This window comes from Pseudomonas sp. S3_C06 (assembly GCF_054667675.1).
In genome coordinates this window covers 1,433,387-1,454,715 of sequence record NZ_CP162747.1, presented here as the reverse complement: position 1 = coordinate 1,454,715, position 21,329 = coordinate 1,433,387, and the positions used below count along the sequence as shown (strand labels likewise).

Annotated in this window: 18 protein-coding genes and 1 pseudogene; 10 read left to right on the top strand and 9 right to left on the bottom strand. The window is 58.1% G+C overall.

The genetic code is table 11. From position 1 onward, the window contains the following. Positions 1-38: 38 nt before the first annotated feature. Positions 39-458: a DUF6896 domain-containing protein gene (locus AB4N44_RS06245; RefSeq protein ID WP_460109679.1), complete on the bottom strand. Its 420-nt coding sequence runs from the start codon at positions 456-458 to the stop codon at positions 39-41. Beyond that, positions 455-5,233: pseudogene (locus AB4N44_RS06240) on the bottom strand (RHS repeat-associated core domain-containing protein). Before AB4N44_RS06240 ends, AB4N44_RS06245 begins: the two are co-directional and overlap by 4 nt. 194 nt (positions 5,234-5,427) lie before the next feature. On the opposite strand from AB4N44_RS06240, the gene AB4N44_RS06235 reads away from it, so the two are divergent. Next, positions 5,428-6,015: an NUDIX domain-containing protein gene (locus AB4N44_RS06235; protein ID WP_160040946.1), complete on the top strand. Its 588-nt coding sequence runs from the start codon at positions 5,428-5,430 to the stop codon at positions 6,013-6,015. Positions 6,016-6,113: 98 nt separating this feature from the next. Here AB4N44_RS06235 and AB4N44_RS06230 read toward each other — a convergent pair whose 3' ends face one another. Beyond that, complete coding sequence (locus AB4N44_RS06230) at positions 6,114-6,629, bottom strand: methylated-DNA--[protein]-cysteine S-methyltransferase (protein ID WP_127928896.1); 516 nt, start codon at positions 6,627-6,629, stop codon at positions 6,114-6,116. Positions 6,630-6,782: 153 nt separating this feature from the next. Between AB4N44_RS06230 and ggt the strand changes: the two genes are divergently transcribed. From ggt to AB4N44_RS06215, 3 genes are all read left to right on the top strand, one after another. After that, the gene (gene ggt / locus AB4N44_RS06225) at positions 6,783-8,510 is read left to right on the top strand and encodes a gamma-glutamyltransferase (RefSeq protein WP_127928894.1); all 1,728 of its coding nucleotides are present in this window, start codon (positions 6,783-6,785) and stop codon (positions 8,508-8,510) included. Positions 8,511-8,576: 66 nt separating this feature from the next. After that, on the top strand, positions 8,577-9,110 hold the full coding sequence (locus AB4N44_RS06220; protein ID WP_150775039.1) for a cysteine hydrolase family protein: 534 nt from the start codon (positions 8,577-8,579) through the stop codon (positions 9,108-9,110). A 166-nt stretch (positions 9,111-9,276) separates the two neighbouring features. Beyond that, positions 9,277-10,290, top strand: a complete 1,014-nt coding sequence (locus AB4N44_RS06215) for a lysozyme inhibitor LprI family protein (protein ID WP_160040944.1) — start codon at positions 9,277-9,279, stop codon at positions 10,288-10,290. 19 nt (positions 10,291-10,309) lie between these two features. On the opposite strand, the gene AB4N44_RS06210 is transcribed toward AB4N44_RS06215, so the two are convergent. Continuing rightward, positions 10,310-10,954: a TetR family transcriptional regulator C-terminal domain-containing protein gene (locus tag AB4N44_RS06210; protein WP_460109681.1), complete on the bottom strand. Its 645-nt coding sequence runs from the start codon at positions 10,952-10,954 to the stop codon at positions 10,310-10,312. A 143-nt stretch (positions 10,955-11,097) separates the two neighbouring features. Here AB4N44_RS06210 and AB4N44_RS06205 point away from each other — a divergent pair, with 143 nt between their 5' ends. Both AB4N44_RS06205 and AB4N44_RS06200 read left to right on the top strand, forming a co-directional pair. Then, positions 11,098-11,556, top strand: a complete 459-nt coding sequence (locus AB4N44_RS06205; RefSeq protein ID WP_160040940.1) for a GNAT family N-acetyltransferase — start codon at positions 11,098-11,100, stop codon at positions 11,554-11,556. Positions 11,557-11,683: 127 nt separating this feature from the next. Then, complete coding sequence (locus AB4N44_RS06200; protein ID WP_150775043.1) at positions 11,684-12,319, top strand: hypothetical protein; 636 nt, start codon at positions 11,684-11,686, stop codon at positions 12,317-12,319. Between the two features lie 42 nt (positions 12,320-12,361). Here AB4N44_RS06200 and AB4N44_RS06195 read toward each other — a convergent pair whose 3' ends face one another. Beyond that, on the bottom strand, positions 12,362-12,907 hold the full coding sequence (locus tag AB4N44_RS06195) for a hypothetical protein (RefSeq protein ID WP_007908120.1): 546 nt from the start codon (positions 12,905-12,907) through the stop codon (positions 12,362-12,364). 53 nt (positions 12,908-12,960) lie between these two features. Continuing rightward, a complete protein-coding gene (locus tag AB4N44_RS06190; RefSeq protein WP_127928882.1) occupies positions 12,961-13,278 on the bottom strand; it encodes a DUF7693 family protein in 318 nt (105 codons plus the stop codon). Positions 13,279-13,435: 157 nt separating this feature from the next. Between AB4N44_RS06190 and AB4N44_RS06185 the strand changes: the two genes are divergently transcribed. Continuing rightward, positions 13,436-14,881 carry a SulP family inorganic anion transporter gene (locus AB4N44_RS06185; protein WP_150750775.1) on the top strand — a complete coding sequence of 482 codons (1,446 nt, stop codon included), beginning with the start codon at positions 13,436-13,438 and terminating at the stop codon, positions 14,879-14,881. A gap of 496 nt (positions 14,882-15,377) precedes the next feature. On the opposite strand, the gene AB4N44_RS06180 is transcribed toward AB4N44_RS06185, so the two are convergent. Then, positions 15,378-15,890, bottom strand: coding sequence for a carboxymuconolactone decarboxylase family protein (locus tag AB4N44_RS06180; RefSeq protein WP_150750776.1), 513 nt, complete (start codon positions 15,888-15,890; stop codon positions 15,378-15,380). Positions 15,891-16,021: 131 nt separating this feature from the next. Between AB4N44_RS06180 and AB4N44_RS06175 the strand changes: the two genes are divergently transcribed. Next, a complete protein-coding gene (locus AB4N44_RS06175; protein ID WP_127928877.1) occupies positions 16,022-16,837 on the top strand; it encodes an AraC family transcriptional regulator in 816 nt (271 codons plus the stop codon). A gap of 3 nt (positions 16,838-16,840) precedes the next feature. Here AB4N44_RS06175 and AB4N44_RS06170 read toward each other — a convergent pair whose 3' ends face one another. Continuing rightward, entirely contained in the window at positions 16,841-17,734 is an 894-nt protein-coding gene (locus AB4N44_RS06170; RefSeq protein ID WP_127928875.1) for a DMT family transporter, read from the bottom strand. A gap of 89 nt (positions 17,735-17,823) precedes the next feature. Between AB4N44_RS06170 and AB4N44_RS06165 the strand changes: the two genes are divergently transcribed. Both AB4N44_RS06165 and AB4N44_RS06160 read left to right on the top strand, forming a co-directional pair. Further along, positions 17,824-19,155 (top strand): aminotransferase-like domain-containing protein, encoded by a 1,332-nt coding sequence (locus AB4N44_RS06165; protein ID WP_150775046.1) that lies wholly within the window; start codon positions 17,824-17,826, stop codon positions 19,153-19,155. 52 nt (positions 19,156-19,207) lie between these two features. Next, a complete protein-coding gene (locus AB4N44_RS06160) occupies positions 19,208-19,615 on the top strand; it encodes a c-type cytochrome (RefSeq protein ID WP_460109684.1) in 408 nt (135 codons plus the stop codon). A gap of 63 nt (positions 19,616-19,678) precedes the next feature. On the opposite strand, the gene AB4N44_RS06155 is transcribed toward AB4N44_RS06160, so the two are convergent. Beyond that, complete coding sequence (locus AB4N44_RS06155; protein WP_460109686.1) at positions 19,679-21,328, bottom strand: hypothetical protein; 1,650 nt, start codon at positions 21,326-21,328, stop codon at positions 19,679-19,681. Between the last annotated feature and the right edge of the window lies 1 nt (position 21,329).

Below are 21,329 nucleotides of genomic sequence, written 5' to 3'. Positions count from 1 at the left end.
GGCTTTTTTATTGGTTTGGAATGCGTGCGGGTATATTTTTATTTGGTTTTTACTAGGACGTAAAGATTGTCATTGATCGACATTTTTTCGATTCTGTTTAAATAGATAAGCTCTTTGAATTCTTTTTCGAGTGTTTTCTTGTCGCAGTATTTTTCATATGTAAGCGGCCTGTCCGAAGCGTAAATGTAAAGGCGCCATACGTCAAAGCCGTCGATTCTGCTGTTCGAGCCGTAATCGAAGTCCACTGATTCTGATGGGAAATGAATGGCGCACCCTACGCCGTGCAGCTCATATTGAATTTCATCAGTTATTTCACCGCAGCGTTCGATTTGCTTGCTCCGCCAGAGTCTTAAAATATTCCGAGTGCCAAATTTTTTTTGTAGTAATTCTGTTCCACTTTCAACTTTTGAAAGGAAGTCAGTTATTAGGTCCTCAAGATTTTTATCGGCTGTTTTCATCTTCTTCTGTGATGCTCCAATCGGTCGTATCCGACATTGTTAGCTGATTCAATGACTTCTTCGATCGTATTAAGTTGTCCTTTATGCTCTCTGATATTTGTGATCAATTTTATAGTTATTGGCGTTGCTGTTTGTTTTGCAGCTGCTGCACGGTGATGTCCATCTAGAATATAGAAGGTGCCCTGATGTTCTGCTACGTCTATGGGGTAGCTGACATCGTAGCCATCCGCTCGCATTTGATCCCTTATTTTTTCGACGTCTTTAGTTGATTTTTTTCCCATAATTGCATGCGTTCGCTTCACTGAATGTGGGTCAATGCCATGGATTAAGTCCGGTAATTGTGGTTCACCCTCATCAACCTTGGCCCCGTCAATCCCACCCGGCACCTCACACCCAGGCTTATTCGGCGGTGGGCAGTTAGAGCTCAACCCCAGCGGATCTACCTACCCTGTCGGATTCGGCACGTACTGGTACTGATTCAACCCACCGGCCAACTTGATCGGATCCGGCGTCAGATATCGCCCCAGCCTCGGGTCGTAGTATCGATGCCGGTTGTAATGCAGCCCGCTTTCCCCGTCGAAGTACTGCCCCTGAAAGCGCAGTGGCTGGTTCAGGTAGTCCTCGCCGGCCAGGGTCAGTGCGGCGACTTTGCCGTAGGCGTCGTATTGCGCGGACCAGACGATGTCGCCGCTGTAGTCGGTGAGTTCCTGCGGGGTGCCGAGGTGGTCGAGTTGGTAGTAGAACGGGCAGGCTTTTTTCGGGCCTTTGCCGTCGAGCAGCGCGAGGGGGCGGAAGGTGCCGGGTTCGTAGACGTAGCTGCGGTATTCGTGTTCGCTGCTTTCGGCGACGAGGTGGTCGCCTTGCCAGAAGAATTCGGTGGTGGCGTCGCCGACGGTTTTGCGGATGCGTCGGCCGAAAGCATCGTAGGCGTAAGTCGCGGTCTGGCCGTCGGGGCGGGTCAGGCCGATCAGGCGGTGCTGGCAGTCGTAGCGGTATTCGGTGACGAGTGTCTGCGCGCGGCCGCGGCGTTCGCGGATCAGGTTGCCGAAGGCGTCGTAGTCGTAATGACGGTCGCCCTGCATGAGCAAGCGATTGCCCTGGATCTGGCTCGGGCCGGGGCGGTCCTGCATCAGCAGGTTACCGGCCGGGTCGTGGGCGAAGGATTCCGGCAGTTCGTCGCGTGAGTGGCGTACGCGGATCAGCCGGTCGAGGGCGTCGTAACCGTAGGTGCGTTGGCCGTGGCGGCTGTCGGCAATGTGCGCGAGATTGCCGTTGGCGTTGTAGGCATAATCGCGGCGGTACAACGCATCGCGCTGATGGCCTACGGCGTGGGCGAGTAATCGTCCCTGATCGTCGTAGGAGTATTCGCTGAGCAGCAGGCCCTGCTGACGTTGTTGTTCGCGACCGGACTTATAGACGTGACGGGTCAGCGGCGTGCCGTTGAGGTCGATGTCGGTCAGCGCGCCGCCCTTGGCGTGGCGGTAGTCGAGCACGCTGTTGTCCGGCAGGCGCATGCGTTTGAGCTGGCCGCAGGCGTCGTAGCGGTAACGCAGGGTGCCCCAGCCCTGATGCTCGGTGATCAAGCGGTCCTGGCGGTCGTACTCGAAGGCCAGCGGGTGTTGCTGGCCGTCGTCGACGCCAATCAAACGGCCGAGACGGTCGTATTGGTAGGTGACCTTGAGGCCGTCGGGCAGGGTCTTGATCAGCAGACGCCCGGCAGCATCGCGCTCATACGCAGTGAGCAAACAAGAGCCGTCATCGCCGAACTCGGTCTTCTCCAGCAGATGCCCGTTGAGGTCGTAGGCGTACGCCGTGCGCCGGCCGTCAAAACCGCTTTCCTGACGGATCAGCCCGGTCGGTGTGTAATCCAGCCGGTACTTTTCCCCCGATTCGTTTTCAATCTCGGTGAGCAGCAGTTGCGCATGGTCGTAGCGGTACTGCACCCGCGTGCCGTCGGGGTTGATCCGCCGCGAGACAAGGTGCAGGTCATCGTCGTATTCGTAGCGGGTGATGCGCCCGAGTTCATCGCGCTCGGCGGTGACCTGACCGTAGGCGCCATAGCTGTAGGCGCGAGTGCTGCCGGTAGGAAAAGTCGTCTGAATCAGTCGGCCAACGGCGTCCCAATGCTGGCGGGTGACCGCTCCGTGTTCGTCGGCGGTGGTGGTCCGCCGCCCCAGTGCATCGTAGGAAAACCGCCGCACGCCGCCGTCGGGCAAGGTCTCTTCGGTCAGTTGGCCAAGGCTGTTCCAGACCAAACGATGCCGACTGCTGTCCGGGTAGCGGATCGACAGCAACTGACCCCGGGTGTCGTAGTAGTAATGGGTGACCTGACCGTCGGGGTCGACCGCTTCGGTGACATCGCCCTCGGCATTGCGCCGGTAGATCCACACGGCATCACCGCGCGAACGGCGAAACAGGAAACCGTTGCGATACTCGTAGGACGTGGGCGCGTCATCCGGCGGAATCAGCGCAATCAGCCGTCCGACCTCGTCGTAGCGGTATTCAGTGACAGCGCCCAAGGCATCCTGCTCGGCAATCAACCGCCCCGAAGAGTCATAGGCCTTGAGCTGCTCGCCACCGTCGGCCTCGACCTTGCGCACCAGCCGCGCACGCTCGTCGTGGACGTAAACCTCTTCGGTGCCATCGACGTAATGCACCGCGACGCTGCCGTCGTCATTCCAGACGTAACGCGTGTCCATCTGCGAAAACGAGGCCCAGTGACGCACGCAACGCGCGGCTTTCCCCGACCGCTCCCACTCCCAGAAAAAACTCGCGCCGCCGGCCAGTTGCCGCTGCAGAATCACGTGGGCGTCGTCGTAGTCGTAACGCTCGCTGTCACCGACGGCGTTGGTCGCTTCGATCAGGTGCCGATAGGCGTCGTAGCGGTAACTGACCAGCGCCTGTTCGGTGCTCCAGGCACCGTCACGAAACACCTGATAATCCACACCAAGCAACTGCGCCCGCTCATACCGCAACAGCAGCGAACGCCCGGCACCGTTGTCCAGGCGCTGCACCCGGTCAGAGCGATCGCGCTGCACCGTCAGACGATTGCCATAGGCATCGCTGATCGCCGTCAGCCGTCCTGCACGAAAGTGATAAAACCGCGCCGCGTCCCCGGCCAGTGCGAGGATCAGCTCTTCCGGTTCATCGCCCAGGAAAATCGCCGCCCGCGACAGGCTGTTGTGAATCGCCGGTCGCTCAATACTCGGCAGCGGAAAGCGGGTGCGCCGGTTTTCGTGATCGACCCAAACAACCTCATCAGCGAAAAACTCCAGCCGATGCGCCAGCGAATGACTCCAGCCAAACCCCAGCCCAACATCGATTTCGGTGGCACTGCTGCGATACAACCGCGTGAACTCAAACGGCAACACGCCATCGAGCACGGCATCGCTCAGGGTCAGCAGTTCCTCACCGGTGACCATCGATACCGGGCAGCCATTGGTGCAGGTGAAGGGCACGCAATCGGCGCTGTCGCCGTTGGGGTTTTTCGCCTGATCCGACGAGTCGTCATGCGGCTCATGCCGTTCCAACTGGCTCGAAGCGCCAGACTTGTCACGCACAACAGGCGCCGGATTCGGCACGGTCAACACCAGCGAATCGGCCTGACGAATGTTCAGCGGTATCGCCGGTGTCGGTTTCAACTCAACGTCACGCACATTGAGCATCAGCGGCTTCAAAACGCTGGCATGCCGCGTCAAATCCGCCGAGGACGTCAGTTCGGCCAAGCGCAAAGCCGAGGCCGCCAGCCATTCCCGCGCCCGCGGCGACTTGACCTTCGCCAGCACCTTGCTGCTCAGGCGCACCGGCACGCCGACACCACCCGACAACCCCATCAACAGAAAGCTGATCAGCAGTTCGACCCGCACCTCGGCCACCACTTCAGCCAGATACTGCGGCGGTAGCATCTTCAGCCAACTGGTAAACGCGGCCAGATGAATAAACAGAAGAGGTTCGTCACTGAGGATCAACAAGCCGTTGGCAATGGCGTCGCTGGAGGCATTCAATAACGCCTCAAGCTCGGCCTCGCTGAGGTATTCCAGAAGCTTTTCGCTGTTGGCCTGCAGGTCGGCGAGGAGGGCGAATACCTGTTTAATGTCGTCCCAAACGCCATTCAGGGCTTTCTCGAACCCGCGCCAGTCGGCCTGTTGCAACTGACCGTAACGCTGAAGAAACCCGGCGCTGGAAAACTCCGTCCACTGGGGTTGAAACCCTGCCCACTCAGCGCGCAGCCAGCCTTCCAGGCCTGCAATGACACTTTCATAAGAGGCATACAGCGCACGCACATGGTCGGTGGACACATCGGGAAAGAAGGTGATGCGATAACGCTGGCCCCGATCGCAGTCGGTCACCTGCAGAATGCCGCTGGGGCCGATGGTGTGGTGCAGCGGTTCGCCGAAAGTCAGCACGCCACCGACATCGGCAAGCACCGGTTCGAGCGTCACCGGCGTATCGCCGATCGGCACGAACCGCGCGGCCTCGAACATATGCACCAGCGTCAACGCTCCGCTGGCCGGGCACATGACCACCGATGAACTGAGCGGTTGACGCGACTTGATCGGCGCGCTGAGGCGCACGTCGTTGCCGACAGTGAACACCTGCTCGATATCCAGCGCGGTGCCTGTCCAGAACTGCTCTGCCCAGGCCTCGTAGTTGTTCAGACACAGGCGGAACTCGTAGATCAGGTTGTCAAAATCCGGCTCATCGGGATTCAAAGCAGCAACGACGAGCAGGCCGATGCTGTTGTTCAGGGCCAGCAGCCGATCGGTTGGAAGCATTCGCAGTTCTCGCGCACATCAAAAAGGTGCGCGGACTTTGCGGGGGATCAAACAGGAAAGAAGTCGGGCGAGTAGGTGATGTATGTAGGATGTTTCGACATAGTTTGTGGGGCGGTATACGGTTTCATTTTTTCGTTCACAAAAATGGGCTTTTACCTACCCGGGAGCCTTCAATGACAAAAGGATCAGACGTCATGTCCAACACAGCCGAGCGGGTCAACATCGTCGACACTCAGGTGTTGTCCCATGACTGGTATTTGCTGAAGAAAATCACCTTCGATTATCACCGCAACAATGGCGAGTGGCAGCGTCAGACCCGTGAGGTCTACGACCGCGGCAATGGCGCTGCGATTCTGTTGTTCAACCGCGAGCAGCGCACGGTGGTGCTGACACGGCAGTTTCGCTTGCCGGTGTTCGTCAATGGTCATGATGGTCTGTTGATCGAGGTGGCGGCCGGGTTGCTCGAAGGCGCGGCGCCGGAGCAACGGATTCGCGATGAAGCTGAGGAGGAAACCGGTTATCGCGTGCACGATGTGAAGAAGGTGTTCGAGGCCTACATGAGTCCCGGTTCGGTGACCGAGAAGCTGCATTTTTTCATTGCCGAATACGACGCTGCATCGAAGGTCAGCGACGGTGGCGGTCTGGAAGAAGAAACCGAAGAACTGGAAGTGCTGGAGTGGAGCTTCGACGAAGCGTTGGCAGCGTTTCAGCGCGGTGAGATCTGCGACGCCAAGACCATCATGCTGTTGCAGTATGCGGCGATGAATAACTTGTTTAACTGATAAATCAAAAGATCGCAGCCTTCGGCAGCTCCTACAGGAAAATGCATTCCAAGGTAGGAGCTGCCGAAGGCTGCGATCTCTTGATTCGTATTAACTGACTAAAACAAATCCCCGGTTTTGCCAATCTGCAACCAGTCGCCACCTTCAAGGGTCAGCAAGCGCTCTTTCGCCTCCAGCCCACCGGCAAACCCGGTCAGCTTCCCCGAGGCGCCGATCACCCGATGACACGGCGCGACGATGGAAATCGGGTTGCGTCCGTTGGCGGCTCCCACTGCCCGCACGGCGCTGGGGTTGCCGATCTGTTCGGCAATCTGGCTGTAGGTCCGCGTCTCGCCAAATGGAATGGTCAGCAGCGCCGCCCAGACCTTTTTCTGAAAGTCGGTGCCAGCGAAATCCAGTTCCAGATCAAAACAGTCACGCGTCCCGGAAAAATATTCTTCAAGTTGTCGAGCCGTTCGAATCAGGATCGGAGTGTCGGGTGCCTCGCTCATCGGTCCGAGGCGCACGCGGTTCGGTTTGTCGTTTTCCCAGAGGATGGCCGCCAGTCGTGAGCCGTTCGCGACCAGCTTCAGCTCACCGACGGGCGAGGGCAGGGTGATGAACGTATAGGGCATGACGGCAGACTCCGGATCAGGACAGCAACAGTGCCCAGCATACTGCCTGATCGGGGAGGCGCAATACGCAAAGCCGACCATACTGCTTGATGCTCTTGAAGCGTTCCGCCTCTGTTTTGCACAGACCCTGAAAACAAAAAAAGAGATCGACTCATGAAGTACGAACCTTTGGCCAAATCGCTGATAGCGACCTCACTGGCACTCAGCTGTCTCATGGCTCACGCGGCGTCAGTCGCACCGGTTGCCGCCGAAAACGGCATGGTGGTCACCGCGCAACATCTGGCCACCCATGTGGGTGTCGACGTACTGAAAAGTGGCGGTAATGCCGTCGATGCGGCAGTCGCCGTGGGTTACGCGCTGGCGGTGGTGTATCCCGCAGCAGGCAACCTCGGCGGTGGCGGCTTCATGACCATTCAACTGGCGGACGGGCGCAAGACCTTCCTCGATTTCCGCGAAAAAGCGCCGCTGGCGGCCACCGCGAACATGTACCTCGACAAGGAAGGCAACGTCATTCCCGACTTGAGCACCCGTGGCCATTTGGCGGTGGGTGTGCCCGGCACGGTCTCTGGCATGGAACTGGCGCTGAGCAAATACGGGACCAAGCCGCGCAAGGAGATGATTGCCCCGGCGATCAAACTGGCGGAAGACGGCTTTGCGCTGGAGCAGGGTGACGTCGAGTTGCTGGAGTACGCCACCGACGTGTTCAAGAAGGACATGCGCGATTCCGGCGCGATCTTCCTGCACAACGGCGAGCCGATGCAGGTCGGGCAGAAACTGGTGCAGAAGGACCTCGGCAAAACCCTGCGGAGCATTTCCGATAAAGGCGCCGACGGCTTCTATAAAGGCTGGGTCGCCGATGCCATCGTGACCTCCAGTCAGGCCAACAAAGGCATCATCACTCAGGCCGACCTCGACAAATACAAGACCCGCGAACTGGCGCCGGTGGAGTGTGACTACCGTGGTTATCATGTGGTCTCGGCGCCACCGCCAAGCTCCGGCGGCGTGGTGATCTGCCAGATCATGAACATCCTCGAAGGCTATCCGATGAAGGATCTGGGCTTCCATTCGGCTCAGGGTATGCACTATCAGATTGAAGCGATGCGCCACGCCTATGTCGATCGCAACAGCTACCTCGGCGATCCGGATTTCGTCAAAAACCCGATCGAGCACCTGCTGGACAAGAACTACGCGACCAAACTGCGCGACGCTATCCAACCGAACAAGGCCGGCGTGTCGGCTGAACTCAAGCCCGGCGTAGCGCCCCATGAAGGCAGCAACACCACCCACTATTCGATCGTCGACAAGTGGGGCAATGCCGTGTCGGTGACTTACACCCTCAACGACTGGTTCGGCGCGGGCGTGATGGCGAGCAAGACCGGGGTAATCCTCAACGATGAAATGGACGACTTCACCTCCAAGGTCGGCGTGCCGAACATGTACGGTCTGGTGCAGGGCGAAGCCAATGCGATAGCGCCGGGCAAGGCACCGCTGTCATCGATGAGCCCGACCATCGTCACCAAGGACGGCAAAGTGGTGATGGTGGTTGGCACACCGGGTGGCAGCCGCATTATCACGGCGACTTTGCTGACCATGCTCAACGTCATCGACTACGGCATGGGCCTTCAGGAAGCGGTCGATGCGCCACGCTTCCATCAGCAGTGGATGCCGGAGGAAACCAACCTCGAGGACTTCGCCGCCAGCCCCGATACGCGCAAGATTCTCGAGAGCTGGGGCCACAAGTTCGCCGGCCCGCAGGACGCCAACCACATCGCCGCGATTCTGGTGGGGGCACCTTCGCTGGGCGGTAAGCCCGTTGGCAAAAACCGTTTCTACGGCGCCAATGATCCGCGCCGCAACACCGGCTTGTCACTGGGTTACTGAGGGGCGTAAAAAGGGGGCGGGCTCACGTCCGCCCCTGTCTCGAGGACTGATCAAGGAAGGCTCATCATGACCACCGCATTACTGATCATCGACGTCCAGCGCGCCCTCTGCTCGGGCGAATATCAGTGCCATGACATTCACCGGGTGATCGACACCATCAACGGTCTCAGCACCCGGGCGCGCAAGTCAGGTGTGCCAGTGGTGCTGATCCAGCATGAAGAAAAGGACAGCCCGTTGGCCCTTGGCGCCGAAGGCTGGCAACTGGCCGAAGGGCTTGAGACATCGCCTGAGGACTTGCGCGTACGCAAGACCACGCCGGATTCGTTCTACCAGACAGACTTGCGCAAACTGCTGCCGAGCGAAGATTTCGAAAAACTGGTCATCTGTGGTCTGCAAACCGATTACTGCATCAACGCCACCGTGCGTCAGGCCCATCAACTGGGTTATGACGTGGTGCTTGTGGCCGACGCGCATTCCACGGTCGACAACGGCAACATGAGCGCCGAAGACATCATCGCCGAACACAACAAGGATCTGGCGCACCTGACCGGCTCCGTGGCGCGGATCGACGTCATACCCGCAGCCGACATCACGTTCTGACAACCCACACAAAACCTGTAGGAGTGAGCCTGCTCGCGATAGCAGTGTGTCAGTTGGCGCAGCATCGTCTGACAGAACGCTATCGCGAGCAGGCTCACTCCTACAGTGGGGATTTCCGGCAGCAGCACTGGCATACTGCGCGCCGTCCGAAGAATGGAATCTCTCGATGTTCGCCATCTCCCTGCGTCATGCCTTGGTGCTGATGTCCGTTGCGTTTGCCTCTGTTACCCAAGCCAGCAGTTTCGATTGCGCCACGGCCAACAGCAAAACTGAAAAAGCCATTTGTGGTGACCCGCAGATTTCGCTGCTCGACGAGACGCTGGGCAAGCTGTGGCATTCGACATTGGCTAATGTCCCCGATGCCCAAGCTCTCAAGACGGACCAGCGGCAGTGGCTGAAAAATCGCAACGCCTGTGGTGAGCAGACGGCCTGTTTGCGCCGCCAGTACCTGATGCGCCTGACCGAACTTGAACACGCCACCCAGCCCTTCAGTTGGGACGCGACCTGGCAGCTTGTTCCGCCGGGGACTTCAACCTCGGCGACGGTGATAACCCAGCGCCGCGATGCTACGCACATCAGCATCGACATTACGGCAGCTGAGGGCGCCAACTCCGGTGATCTGGATGGCATCGCCACACTCAAGGACGGTAAGGCCGTTTACTCGGAAGACGAGTGCACCCTGTCGTTCACTCCCATCAACGGTGTGCTGGATATTTCGCTCGTGGGCGCAGGCGGATATTGCAGTGCCGGATTGGGCGTCTACTACACCGGTCGTTTTGTCGCCTCGCAGCAACCGCTGATGCTGGATTACGACATGCTCAGCCTGGGCCTGGCGCAAACACCGGAAGAGAACCAGGCACTGCACACCTTGCTCAAAGGTGATTATCAGACACTGGTGGAAAAGTCCGGCTCCCTGATGACGGGTGAGCCAGGCACCGATGTGCCGGGCAGTCAGGTCTGGGAGATGTGGATGCGCGGCCTCGGCGGTACCGGCGTCGTGATGCGGTCAACCGCTGGCCATTTCTGGGTGCTGCTGGTGACCTGTGACAGTACCGGCCACTCGCGTCTGCGCTATTACACTAATGCTGCGAAATGGAAAAAACGTCTACCCGACGCCTTGCACGACTGGAACGAGCGCATGAAAGATCATCTGGAACTCCCCGTAGACTTCATGCCCTGATCTGCGCAGCAGCCCTCCCTCAAGTCGCAAACAAAACCCCACGAATCTCGCCGACTCGCGGCGCTACGACCACGCCCTCCAGCACCATCCGCGTGATCGTCTGCGCCGCCGTTTGATAGTCCTCATCCTGCGGCACTTCAAGCCCCATGATCCGGCCCATCTGCCAGCCAATATTGGTGTACGTACGCGTCGCTGACCAAATGAACAGCATCAAATGTTCCGGATCCACCGGCGCGAGCAAACCGCGCTCGATCCAGCTGCGCAGGCATTCAACATTGCGCCGCGCTTCGGCCTGCAACAGATCGCGGCACTCGTCGGGCAACTGTCGACCGCCCAGCAGCAATTCGCCACTGAACACCTTGGCAATCGCCGGATGCTCGCGGGCAATCCGAATCCGCGCGGCAATGTAGGCGCGCAGCCCCGTCAGCGGATCATCGCTTTCACGCAGCGCCGCTGAGGCTTCCAGCAGCGGTTCGACAAAACCCAGCAGCACTTTGCCGTAGAGGTTTTCCTTGGTCTGGAAGTAGTAATACAGATTGGCCTTGGGCACCCCGGCACGTGCCGCGATGTCGCGAGTCTGGGTGGCGTCGAAGCCGTTGGCGGCGAATTCTTCGCTGGCGGCGGCGAGGATCAACTGCTCGTTGCGTACGCGGATGGCACTCATGGACACACAGGTTGGCTGGACGGCATGGAAAGGTTCTGGCGATTTCGGTTTCGCAATATACAAAACTATATAGCGAGGAGGCCAGCATACTCGAAGGGCAGCGCTATGCTGTTTCGATCATTGATTGGAAACGGAGCGGGCGTATGACTCTTCAGGCCGTGCGAGCCGACGCGACACATCTGGATGCGGTGGCGGCGTTATTCGACGCTTATCGAGGTTTTTACCAGCAGCCGGCGAACCTTGTGCAATCGCGAACCTTCATCGCTGAGCGCATGGCTGCCAGCGAATCGGCGATTTTTCTTGCTCAGGATGAACACGGTGAAGCGCTGGGTTTCGTGCAGCTGTATCCGACATTCTCGTCAATCGATGCCCACCGCACCTGGCTGCTCAGCGACCTGTTCACTGCACCCGCCGCCCGTGGGCGCGGGGTTGGCCGACTGTTGATGAACACTGCGCGTGACTTTGCCTTGGCGACCGGTGCCAAGGGCCTGGTGCTGGAAACCGCCACGGACAACTTCAAGGCGCAAGGCTTGTACGAATCCCTCGGTTACGTACGCGACAGCGGGTATTACACCTACATCCTCGACTTGCGGCAGGGCTGAGCAATTTTTTTGCCGATTTCGCCAATTCAGGCTTTCGCTGGAAGGCCTCTCTCTCTAGAATCCGCCCGGCCTTCGCAATGAAGGCTCAATGCCATCATTTGGTCGTGTACACATAGGGACGGACATCATGCAATTCGGGAAAATTCTGGCGCTGGGGCTGGTACTTGCGCTGGGCGGTTGTGCCAGTTTCACCAAAGACGAAGTGGCGCCGGTGACCATGCCGTCGATGGCCAGCTACGCCAACAAGCCAAACGTCTACGTCGATTTCGATTTCTATCAGGGCGAGCCGAAAAGTGGTTCCGCCGTGGAAGTGCCGCAGGCACGTGATCAACTGAAACCACAGCTGCAAAAAATCCTCACTGACTCGGGCCTGTTCGGCCGTGTCACTCTGGACGAGTTCCAGAAGCAGCCGGGCGACTACAGCCTGCGTCTGAAAATGTACAACCATCCGCCGAATGCAGGCTCCATGGTGCTGGCCTTCATCAGCGGCTTCAGCATGATGGTAATCCCGGCGTACGGCACCGATCAGTACACCATGAGCCTCGAAGCCGTGGACGGATCGGGTCAGGCCCTGACCACCGCCAGCAACCACGATGCGATCGGCACCTGGATCGGCATCTGGTTCATTCCGCTGATGGCCAACACGCCTAAAGACGCGGTGAATGACACCTTTACCCGTCAGGTCAACGCGTTGCTCAAGCAAATGGTTGATAACAAAAACCTGAAGTACTCGGCGCTCGAAACCGGTATTCCACGGGTTTGAAGCGAAAAAAAAGAGCCGCAATCGCGGCTCTTTTTTTTGCCCTTACTTCAGGGCCTGAATGAACTGTGGATCGCTGTACAGTTCCTTCAGCAGGTCACGCACCATCGGGTTGTAAGCGTTGACCGCGTTCGGGATCGCAATGAAACCGAAGAAGCTGCTGCTCCACTGGCTGCTGACATTCTTGGTCGCGTCGTACACCACATCGTTGCCATTGAGCAGGGTGAAGCGAGCAGCCAGTTTGCCGTCGCCCGTGCCCATGCCGGCGGACAGTTCGTTCTTCACCACCAGCACTTTCAACTGACGCTGAGCCTGCGGATCGAGCAGACCGGCCTTGCGCAGTTCTTCGGTGATCGCGTCCTGAATGTGCGCCGGGATGCTGCCAGACGGTGAGCGAACCGGATTGGCACGCACCACCAGCGAACCTTCACCGGATTCGGCGGTAACCTGAGGGTTGCTGATCGCATGCAGCGGCGGGGTTTGCTTGAGCTTCTGAACGTTCTCGAAACTCGGCTCGTAGCGGGTCATGGTCATGCCACACCCTTGCAGCAGCAGAGCCAGCATCGGGATCAACAACAGCGACTTCTTCACGGCAGTTCCTTGCGTGGGAATAGAGGAGGGCGCGAATTATGGGCAGAGTGCCATCATTGAGCAACCTCGTTCGTCGGCGCTTTGAGCAATTGCTCGATCTGCGCCAATTCCCAGGTACTGAGCAGGCTCACCGGGTCGGTGCCAAAACGCTGCCAGCGCTCTAGCGAGCCTTCTTGTCCATCGTCGCTGCGGGCGTGTTCACAGTGATGTAATCGCCCCCCGGCAAAATCCAGCAGCAGGCGCCAGCCGTCGATATCGACTGTGACCAGCCCAGTCTCGGCAGGTGCTTCGCAGACTGTGAACGCGAGCACACCGAGCGCCGCTTCACGCAAACGCTGGCACACTTCGCGGGACGTCAGAAATGCAGACATGTCGAACTCGATGAATACAGGAGCGCGCCAGCATAAAGCCCGAGCCGACAGGTGTCAGCGTTCACTGGCTCGATCCGGAACAATTCCGTAACATCCGCAACCCTCTTTTCCCCGAACACCCGCGGCCGCGCTCGTCGGCCGCTCAGTCAGGTAAGCCATGAAACCGATTCGTCTGCGCGCCGATGTCCTGGCCGGACTCACCACCTCGTTTGCCCTGTTGCCCGAATGCATTGCGTTCGCGCTGGTGGCGCACCTCAATCCGCTCATGGGCTTGTACGGCGCTTTCATCATCTGCACGCTGACGGCGTTGTTCGGCGGCCGGCCGGGCATGGTCTCCGGCGCGGCGGGTTCGATGGCGGTGGTCATCGTCGCGTTGGTGGTGCAGCACGGTGTGCAGTATTTGCTGGCGACGGTGTTGCTCGGCGGTTTGATCATGATGGCGTTCGGACTGCTGCGCCTGGGCAAACTGGTGCGCATGGTGCCGCACCCGGTGATGCTCGGTTTCGTCAACGGCCTGGCGATCATCATTGCCCTGGCGCAACTGGAGCATTTCAAGAGCGGCGAAGACTGGCTCAGCGGTACGCCGCTGTACCTGATGACCGGGCTGGTGCTGCTGACCATGGCCATCGTCTACATTCTGCCGCGTCTGACAAAAACGGTGCCGCCGGCACTGGTGGCGATCCTCGGCGTCGGCCTGCTGGTCTATCTGTTCGGCCTGCCGACCCGCACCCTTGGCGACATGGCGCACATCGCCGGTGGCTTGCCGACCTTCGCTTTGCCGGACATCCCGTGGAATTTCGAAACCCTGCGCATCATTGCGCCTTACGCGATTCTGATGGCGCTGGTCGGTCTGCTGGAAACCCTGCTGACGTTGAACCTCACCGATGAAATAACCGAAACCCGTGGCTACCCGGATCGCGAGTGCGTGGCGCTCGGTGCGGCGAATATGGTCTCGGGTGCGTTCGGCGGCATGGGCGGTTGCGCGATGATCGGTCAGACCGTGATCAACCTCAGTTCCGGCGGGCGCGGGCGTTTGTCCGGTGTGGTCGCCGGGGTGCTGATTCTGTTGTTCATTCTGTTCCTGTCGCCGCTGATCGAGCGTATTCCGCTGGCGGCGCTGGTCGGTGTGATGTTTGTGGTGTCGCAGCAGACTTTTGCCTGGGCGTCATTGCGGGTGGTGAACAAAGTGCCGCTCAACGATGTGCTGGTGATCATCGCTGTGACCACTATCACCGTGTTCACTGATCTGGCCACTGCGGTGCTGTGCGGCATCATTATCGCCGCGCTTAACTTTGCTTGGCAGCAGGCCCGTGAGCTGTATGCCGATGAGCATCTGGAGGCTGACGGCAGCAAGCTTTATCGTCTGCATGGCACGTTGTTTTTTGCCTCGACTGCGCCGTTTCTCAATCAGTTCGATCCGGCCAATGATCCGGCTCGGGTGACTTTGGATTGTCGGCATTTGAGTTTTGTTGATTATTCGGCGATTGCGGCGTTGAAGACTTTGCGCGAGCGCTATGCGAAGGCGGGTAAGCATTTGCAGGTGTTTCATTTGTCTGAGCGGTGCAAGAAGTTGCTGAAGCGGGCGGGTGAGGAGCATCACTGATTATCTGGCTGACCGGGTACATATCCGTTGCTGCGGTCACGGCGGCTTAGGGTTTCGCCCTTACGGCGACTCACTTTTTTTACAAACGCCTAAAAAAAGTAAGCAAAAAAACGCTTGCTCCTACGTGCGGCCCGCTCGCTGGGGCTCGGGGTTCCTTCGCTCCGGGATCCCTCCGGGCGCATCGCCTCCGGTTTGCTTCGCTGCACCTCCTCTCGATGCATTTGGCTGCGCCAAACGGTCGCTGCGCTCCCACCCCCGGATGAATCCCTCCACTCAGCCTTCCGACGTCGCCCGTGGATCAAGATCAAGAGCTGCAGCCGAGCTAACGCTCATCCTGTTGAGTGGTTAGAAGCTCCTCGGTGTGAAGTGGGCGTTATTTTTTGCTTTTCTGTGGGAGTGAGCTTGCTCGCGATAGCGGTGTGTCACTCAAAGATGCTTTGAATGACACACCGCTATCGCGAGCAGGTCAGCTCCAACAGGTTTTGTGTGGCCGGACTCAGATGGCGGGGAAGTCAATATCGGTCAGCGCCGCGTTGTTCAGGTAGTTGGTCAGGCTCTGCACGGCCACCAGTGCAATCACTTCAATGATCTTCACGTCGTCGATGCCGGCAGTGCGGGCTGCGGCGATCTGTGCATCGCTCAAATGGCCGCGACTTTCGGTCAGCTGACGGGCGAGGGTGGCGTAGGCGTTGAGTTCGCCTTGGCGGGCGGCGACGATGTCTTGCGCCGAGAGCCCGGCCTTGCCGGCAAACAAGGTGTGGGCCGCCAGGCAGTAGTCGCAACCGTTGACCTGGGAGGTGGCGAGGTACACCGCTTCTTTTTCCTGGGCGCTCAGCGAGGTTTTGCCGAGGATCGCCGAGGCTTGCACGTAGGTTTCGAGGGCCACCGGCGCTTTGGCCAGGGTGGTGAAGACGTTGGGCAGGAAACCGATTTTCTTTTTCACGCCTTCCAGCACAGGGCGGGTGGCGTCGGTGGCGGTTTCGAGGCTGATTGCGTGGATGCGGCTCATGGTGATTCTCCGAAAGTCCGGTGCGTAGTGCGCCGGGGATGGAGGCCATGTTATTGAGCGAGGCTGGTGGATTGGCGGCAAATCGTCGAGGATATGCGGCAGATCGTCCAGATATGCCCTTGGAGTCGTCCATGGATCGCCTTTCAACATTGCTCAGCCATTTCGGTGTGACGGCCGGCACTTTTCACAGCGGCACGTTCTGCGGCGTCGCGGTTCATGAAAATGAACCGGTCGGCCATGTGCATTTGTTGCAGGCCGGCGAGTTGCTGCTCAAGCCGGGCAGCGAACGCGAGATCCGCCTCAGTGAGCCGTCGCTGATCTTCTTCCCCAGACCCTTCGCCCATCGCATGTTTGCCGACGAAGCCATGGACACTCAGGTGGTTTGCGCAACGCTGATGTTTGATGGCGGTTCCGGTAATGCACTGGCGGCGGCACTGCCGGATTACCTGGTGCTGAAACTGACGGACATTCCGGAGCTGGCCAACACCGTCGAATGGCTGTTCAAGGAAGCGTTCGAAGGGCATTGCGGGCGCGTGGCGGTGATGGATCGACTGTTCGAACTGCTGGTGATTCTGCTGTTGCGGCATTTGATCAGCAGTCGCGAGCAGCAACCGGGGATGATCGCCGGGCTGGCCGATCCGCGTCTTTCCCGCGCCTTGAACCTGATGCACGAGCAACCGCAAAAGCCCTGGAGCGTGGCGGATCTGGCGTCTGTCGCCAACCTGTCGCGCGCCGGATTTGCCGAGCAGTTTCGCCGGGTCGTCGGGCAGACTCCGGCCGATTATCTGCTGAGCTGGCGGGTCAGTCTGGCGCAGAAACGCTTGCGTGAAGGCAAGCCGATTGCGCTGATTGCCGAGGAGGTCGGTTACGAAAGTCCTTCGGCGCTGGCCCGGGCGTTTCGGCGCAAGACCGGGCTCAGCCCTCGCGAGTGGAAGGCCGGCGCCTGAGGATCATTTGGCGAATTTCTTCGCCCCGGCCACGCACAGGATCACACCCAGCGTCACGGCAAGCATGCCGAGGCTGACGTGTTCATGCAGCAGCGTCGCCGCCAGCGCCAGGCCAAAAAACGGCTGGAGCAATTGCAACTGACCGACCGCGGCAATCCCGCCCTGGGCCAGACCGCGATACCAGAACACAAAACCGATCAGCATGCTGAACAGCGACACATAGCCCAGACACAGCCACGCCGACAGACTGATTGTGTTGAACGAGGCGGGCGCCAGCCACAGACTCAAAACCGCCATGAGCGGTAGCGACAGCACCAGCGCCCAGCAAATCACCTGCCAGCCGCCGAGGGCGCGCGACAGCTTCGCGCCTTCGGCATAGCCGAGGCCGCAGGCGAGAATGGCGGCGAGCATCAGCAGGTCACCGGTGGGTGAGGCAGTCAGGCCTTGTGCCAAGGCGAAACCGACGACCAAAGCGCTGCCGAGAGTGGAGAAAATCCAGAACACCGGTCGCGGCCGCTCACCGCCGCGCAGCACAGCAAAAATCGCTGTGGCCAGTGGCAGCAATCCTACAAACACAATCGAGTGCGCCGACGTCACGTGTTGCAGCGCCAGGGCGGTCAGCAGAGGAAAACCGAGCACTACGCCCAGCGCGACAATCAACAGCGACAGCCACTGATCGCGCGCCGGGCGCCGTTCGCGAAATAGCCACAACAGCGCGACAGCCAACACCCCGGCGATGGCAGCGCGGACCACGGTGAGAAACACCGGATCGAACTCCAGCACCGCCAGACGCGTGGCCGGCAGCGAACCGCTGAAGATCACTACGCCGATAAAACCATTGATCCAGCCACTGGTTTTTTCCAGTGCCGGGGTCGTCAGATTCGAAGTCCGTTCCATAGCAGATCACGCTCAGAAGTGGGTTGCGTTGCGGTCATGCTAGAGCCGAGAATCAGCACAATCAAAGAATTGTCATGGATACATCAGGCATGCCACGTTCGCGCTACAAGACCATCGTCGATGCCTATGCTGCCGACATTCGTTCGGGGCAGTTGCCGCCGGGTACGCGGTTGCCAACTCACCGGCAACTGGCTGCTGAGGAAGGGCTGGCGCTGGTCACGGCCTCGCGGGTGTATGCGGAGCTGGAGGCCATGGGCCTGGTCAGCGGCGAAACCGGGCGCGGCACGTTTGTCCGCGAAACCTCGCTGTCGCCGGGGCAGGGCATCGATCAGAAAGACGTGGCGGTCGGCATGATCGACCTCAATTTCAATTACCCGTCGTTGCCCGGTCAGGCCGATTTGTTGCGCAGCGCGTTGCGCCAATTGGCGTTGTCGGGCGACCTGGAAGCGTTGTTGCGTTATCAACCGCACGCCGGCCGTGCCCACGAACGTGCGTCGGTCGCTCGGCATCTGTTGACGCGCGGGGTGACTGTCGACGCTGAGCAAGTACTGATCGTCAATGGCGCCCAGCAAGGCCTCGCCGTCACGTTGATGGCATTGCTCAAACCCGGCGATGTGATTGCTGCCGACGCCCTGACCTATTCCGGCTTCAAGGTACTGGCCGAAGCGCTGCATCTGGAAGTCGTGGCGATTCCGGTCAGCGCGCAAGGGCCGGATCTCGCGGCGCTGGACACACTCTGCCGCAGCCGCTCGGTGCGTGCCGTGTACAGCATGCCGACGTTGCACAATCCGCTGGGCTGGGTGACGCCATTGGCACAGCGCGAGCAGTTGGTGGCGATTGCCCGACGGCATGATCTGACCCTCATCGAAGACGCGGCCTACGCATTTCTGGTGGAAAACCCACCGCGTACGCTGATCGATCTGGCACCGGAGCGCACGGTGTATGTCTCGGGTCTGTCGAAAAACATCGCAACCGGCCTGCGCGTCGGTTTCATTGCCGCCCCGACCGACGTGGTGCCAGCACTGGAACGCATCATCCGCGCCACCACCTGGAACACGCCGGGCGTCATGACCGCCATCGCCTGTGGCTGGCTCGACGACGGCACAGTGACGTTGCTCGAGGAGCAGAAACGCAAAGATGCCAAGGCGCGGCAGGCGCTGGCGGCCGAAGTGTTGAAAGGATTGCCCAGTGTTGGCCATCCGGCGTCGTATTTCCTGTGGCTACCGTTGCCGGAGGATGTGCGCGCCGACCAGATTGTCGTCGAGCTGATGCACGAGCAGATTTCCGTCACCACCGCCGAGCCGTTTTCGGTGTCGGGCCATGCGCCGCATGCGATTCGGCTTGCGCTGGGTTCGGTAGAGATGGATGTGTTGCGCCAGGCATTGATCAAAATCAGCAGGATCATTGGCGCTTACCGGTAAAAACAAAATGCTACCCTTGCGCCGCCCGATGCAGACCGACCCGGAACCCTCGATGAAAAACACCGCTGCACTGTCACTCGCCGTGATGCTCGCCACCAGCCTGTTCAGTACGTTCAGCCATGCCGCAGGCGACCCCGAAGCCGGGGCGAAAATCTTCCCGCGTCTGTGCGGCGGCTGCCATCAGGTTGGCGAATCGGCCCGTCCCGGATTCGGCCCGCAACTCAACGGCATCATCGGGCGGCCCGCCGGTACCTCGGCTAATTACGTGTATTCCGAGGCGATGAAGAACTCGGGGGTGACTTGGGATCGTGAAACGCTGATTGCCTATCTGAAGGACCCGAAAGGTGTGGTGCCCGGTACGCGGATGATTTTCTGGGGGCTGAGCGATGAGGAAAAGCTCGACAACCTGTTGGCTTATTTAGAGAGCTTTTCCGTTGGTGAAGTTGATATTGGGCATTGAGTAAGGCGTAGTATAAAAAACGCCTCAAAAAGTGCTCGATGCCCAATGGTATTCACTATCGGATCATTTCTCTAACTCTGCCGGTTCTTTGGTGATATCCAGTTTGACGCTGCGGAAAGCGCGTTCCAGTATCTTCGATAACCGAGAGTTTTGATCTTTCTCGAATATCTCCCAGCAAGCGGCTTTAAAGTTAGCTCTTGCAATACATAACGCTCTTCTTTCATTGGTTTCACGATATAAGTGAAATTCGGCGAAGACTTTTAGGTCTTCACCGCGAAGTCTTTCCAGGATTTCGATATATTGTTGCCTAGTTGAGTTTTTGAAGGTGTATTCTTCTGGGTCTTTTATGCCGGATAGGCTAAGGTTTTTTATGGCTTGCTCCAGCGTGGGAGCTTCGCGAGGAGGCTCTTTAAGGAGCTCCTTTACTTCGACTATTTTAGGGTGAAGATAGTTTGGGTTGGAGTGGCTAATCCTGTTTGCTCCGTTTGGATCATCCTGCAATGCGCTGATCCAAAGATCAATTAAAGATTGTGCTTGTTCTTCTAGCTGGAATTCCTGAAGGCAGTGGCATAGTTCGGTAATCTCTCTAGCCTCTACTTCATAGGCGACAGGCTTTACATAGTCGTAAAACTTAATCGCTGTCTGAGTGTTAAATAATGGGTCCCAGGAATAATTTGTCAGGAATGTGGAAACATTTTGTGAGAGTTGGTTTTTTTTCAGGTTTTTATTTCTGGGTGCTAAGTACTTTGTGATTTCCTGATGGTTGACTACACCTGTCTTCAAATATTGAGCTACTAGGCTGCTAAAAGTATCTCGGTTATATTTGACATCATTGACCGTATTGTTCCACTTTATCTCTAGTGGTGTTATGGTCTCGCCGGATTGGGCATAACTAAAGTTAAGAATGTAGTCCAGTGTTATTTCGTTTCTAATACCTCGGTAGTGGGCGGACGATAATAGTACAATCTGCGGGATAATGCTTTCATAAACCCTGGTATTCAGGTCGGCTTGTTTCTCGAGGATTAGCGATGTCGCCCGTAGAACTCTTTTTATTACCCGGATGTTAGTGATTTTAAGGAGTGTTATTGCATTTTTTACTTGTTCCAGGTATTCGGCGTTTTCTCCGTGTGCGGCGATTTTGAATGAGTCTTCAGGCAGAGGGCTTAAAACTATTTCTGTGTCTATTACTTTTTCGTGAAGCGTTTGCCAGGTTTTATTGTCTTCAAGTTCGTCTGTGTTTAATAAAAGTACAAAGCGCGTATCGTACTTTTCTGAGTATTCGTTTATGAAGCCAAGCAGCTCTTCTATGTCTAGGTTTTTGTGTTTTCGCTCTATGTCGTCAATCGCAATGATGCGCCCGTTTAACTTGCTTGGCAGAGTTAGTAAGGCTACGTCATCCAGTGTAATCCCGGAAAATTTTTTAAAAACGTCTTTTAGTCCTTGGGTGACGGCGTCTATTGACTCTATGACTACATTATTTTCCGTAGGGAGGAGAGCATGAAGTAGTCTTTTTTTTAGTTCGAGAATCGACGTTATGCCAAATGCCGATACCTCAAGCGGCTTCTGATTTGCGATTTCCTTGCTGGACTCGCGCCACAAAAATGTTTTACCCGTCCCCCAGGCTCCAGTAAGCGCCACAACCTTTAAGGACGGCTCCTTGAGCGCCCTTAATAGTTCCTGTTGGCTAAATTCAGTTGCGATTCCCAATTCCATA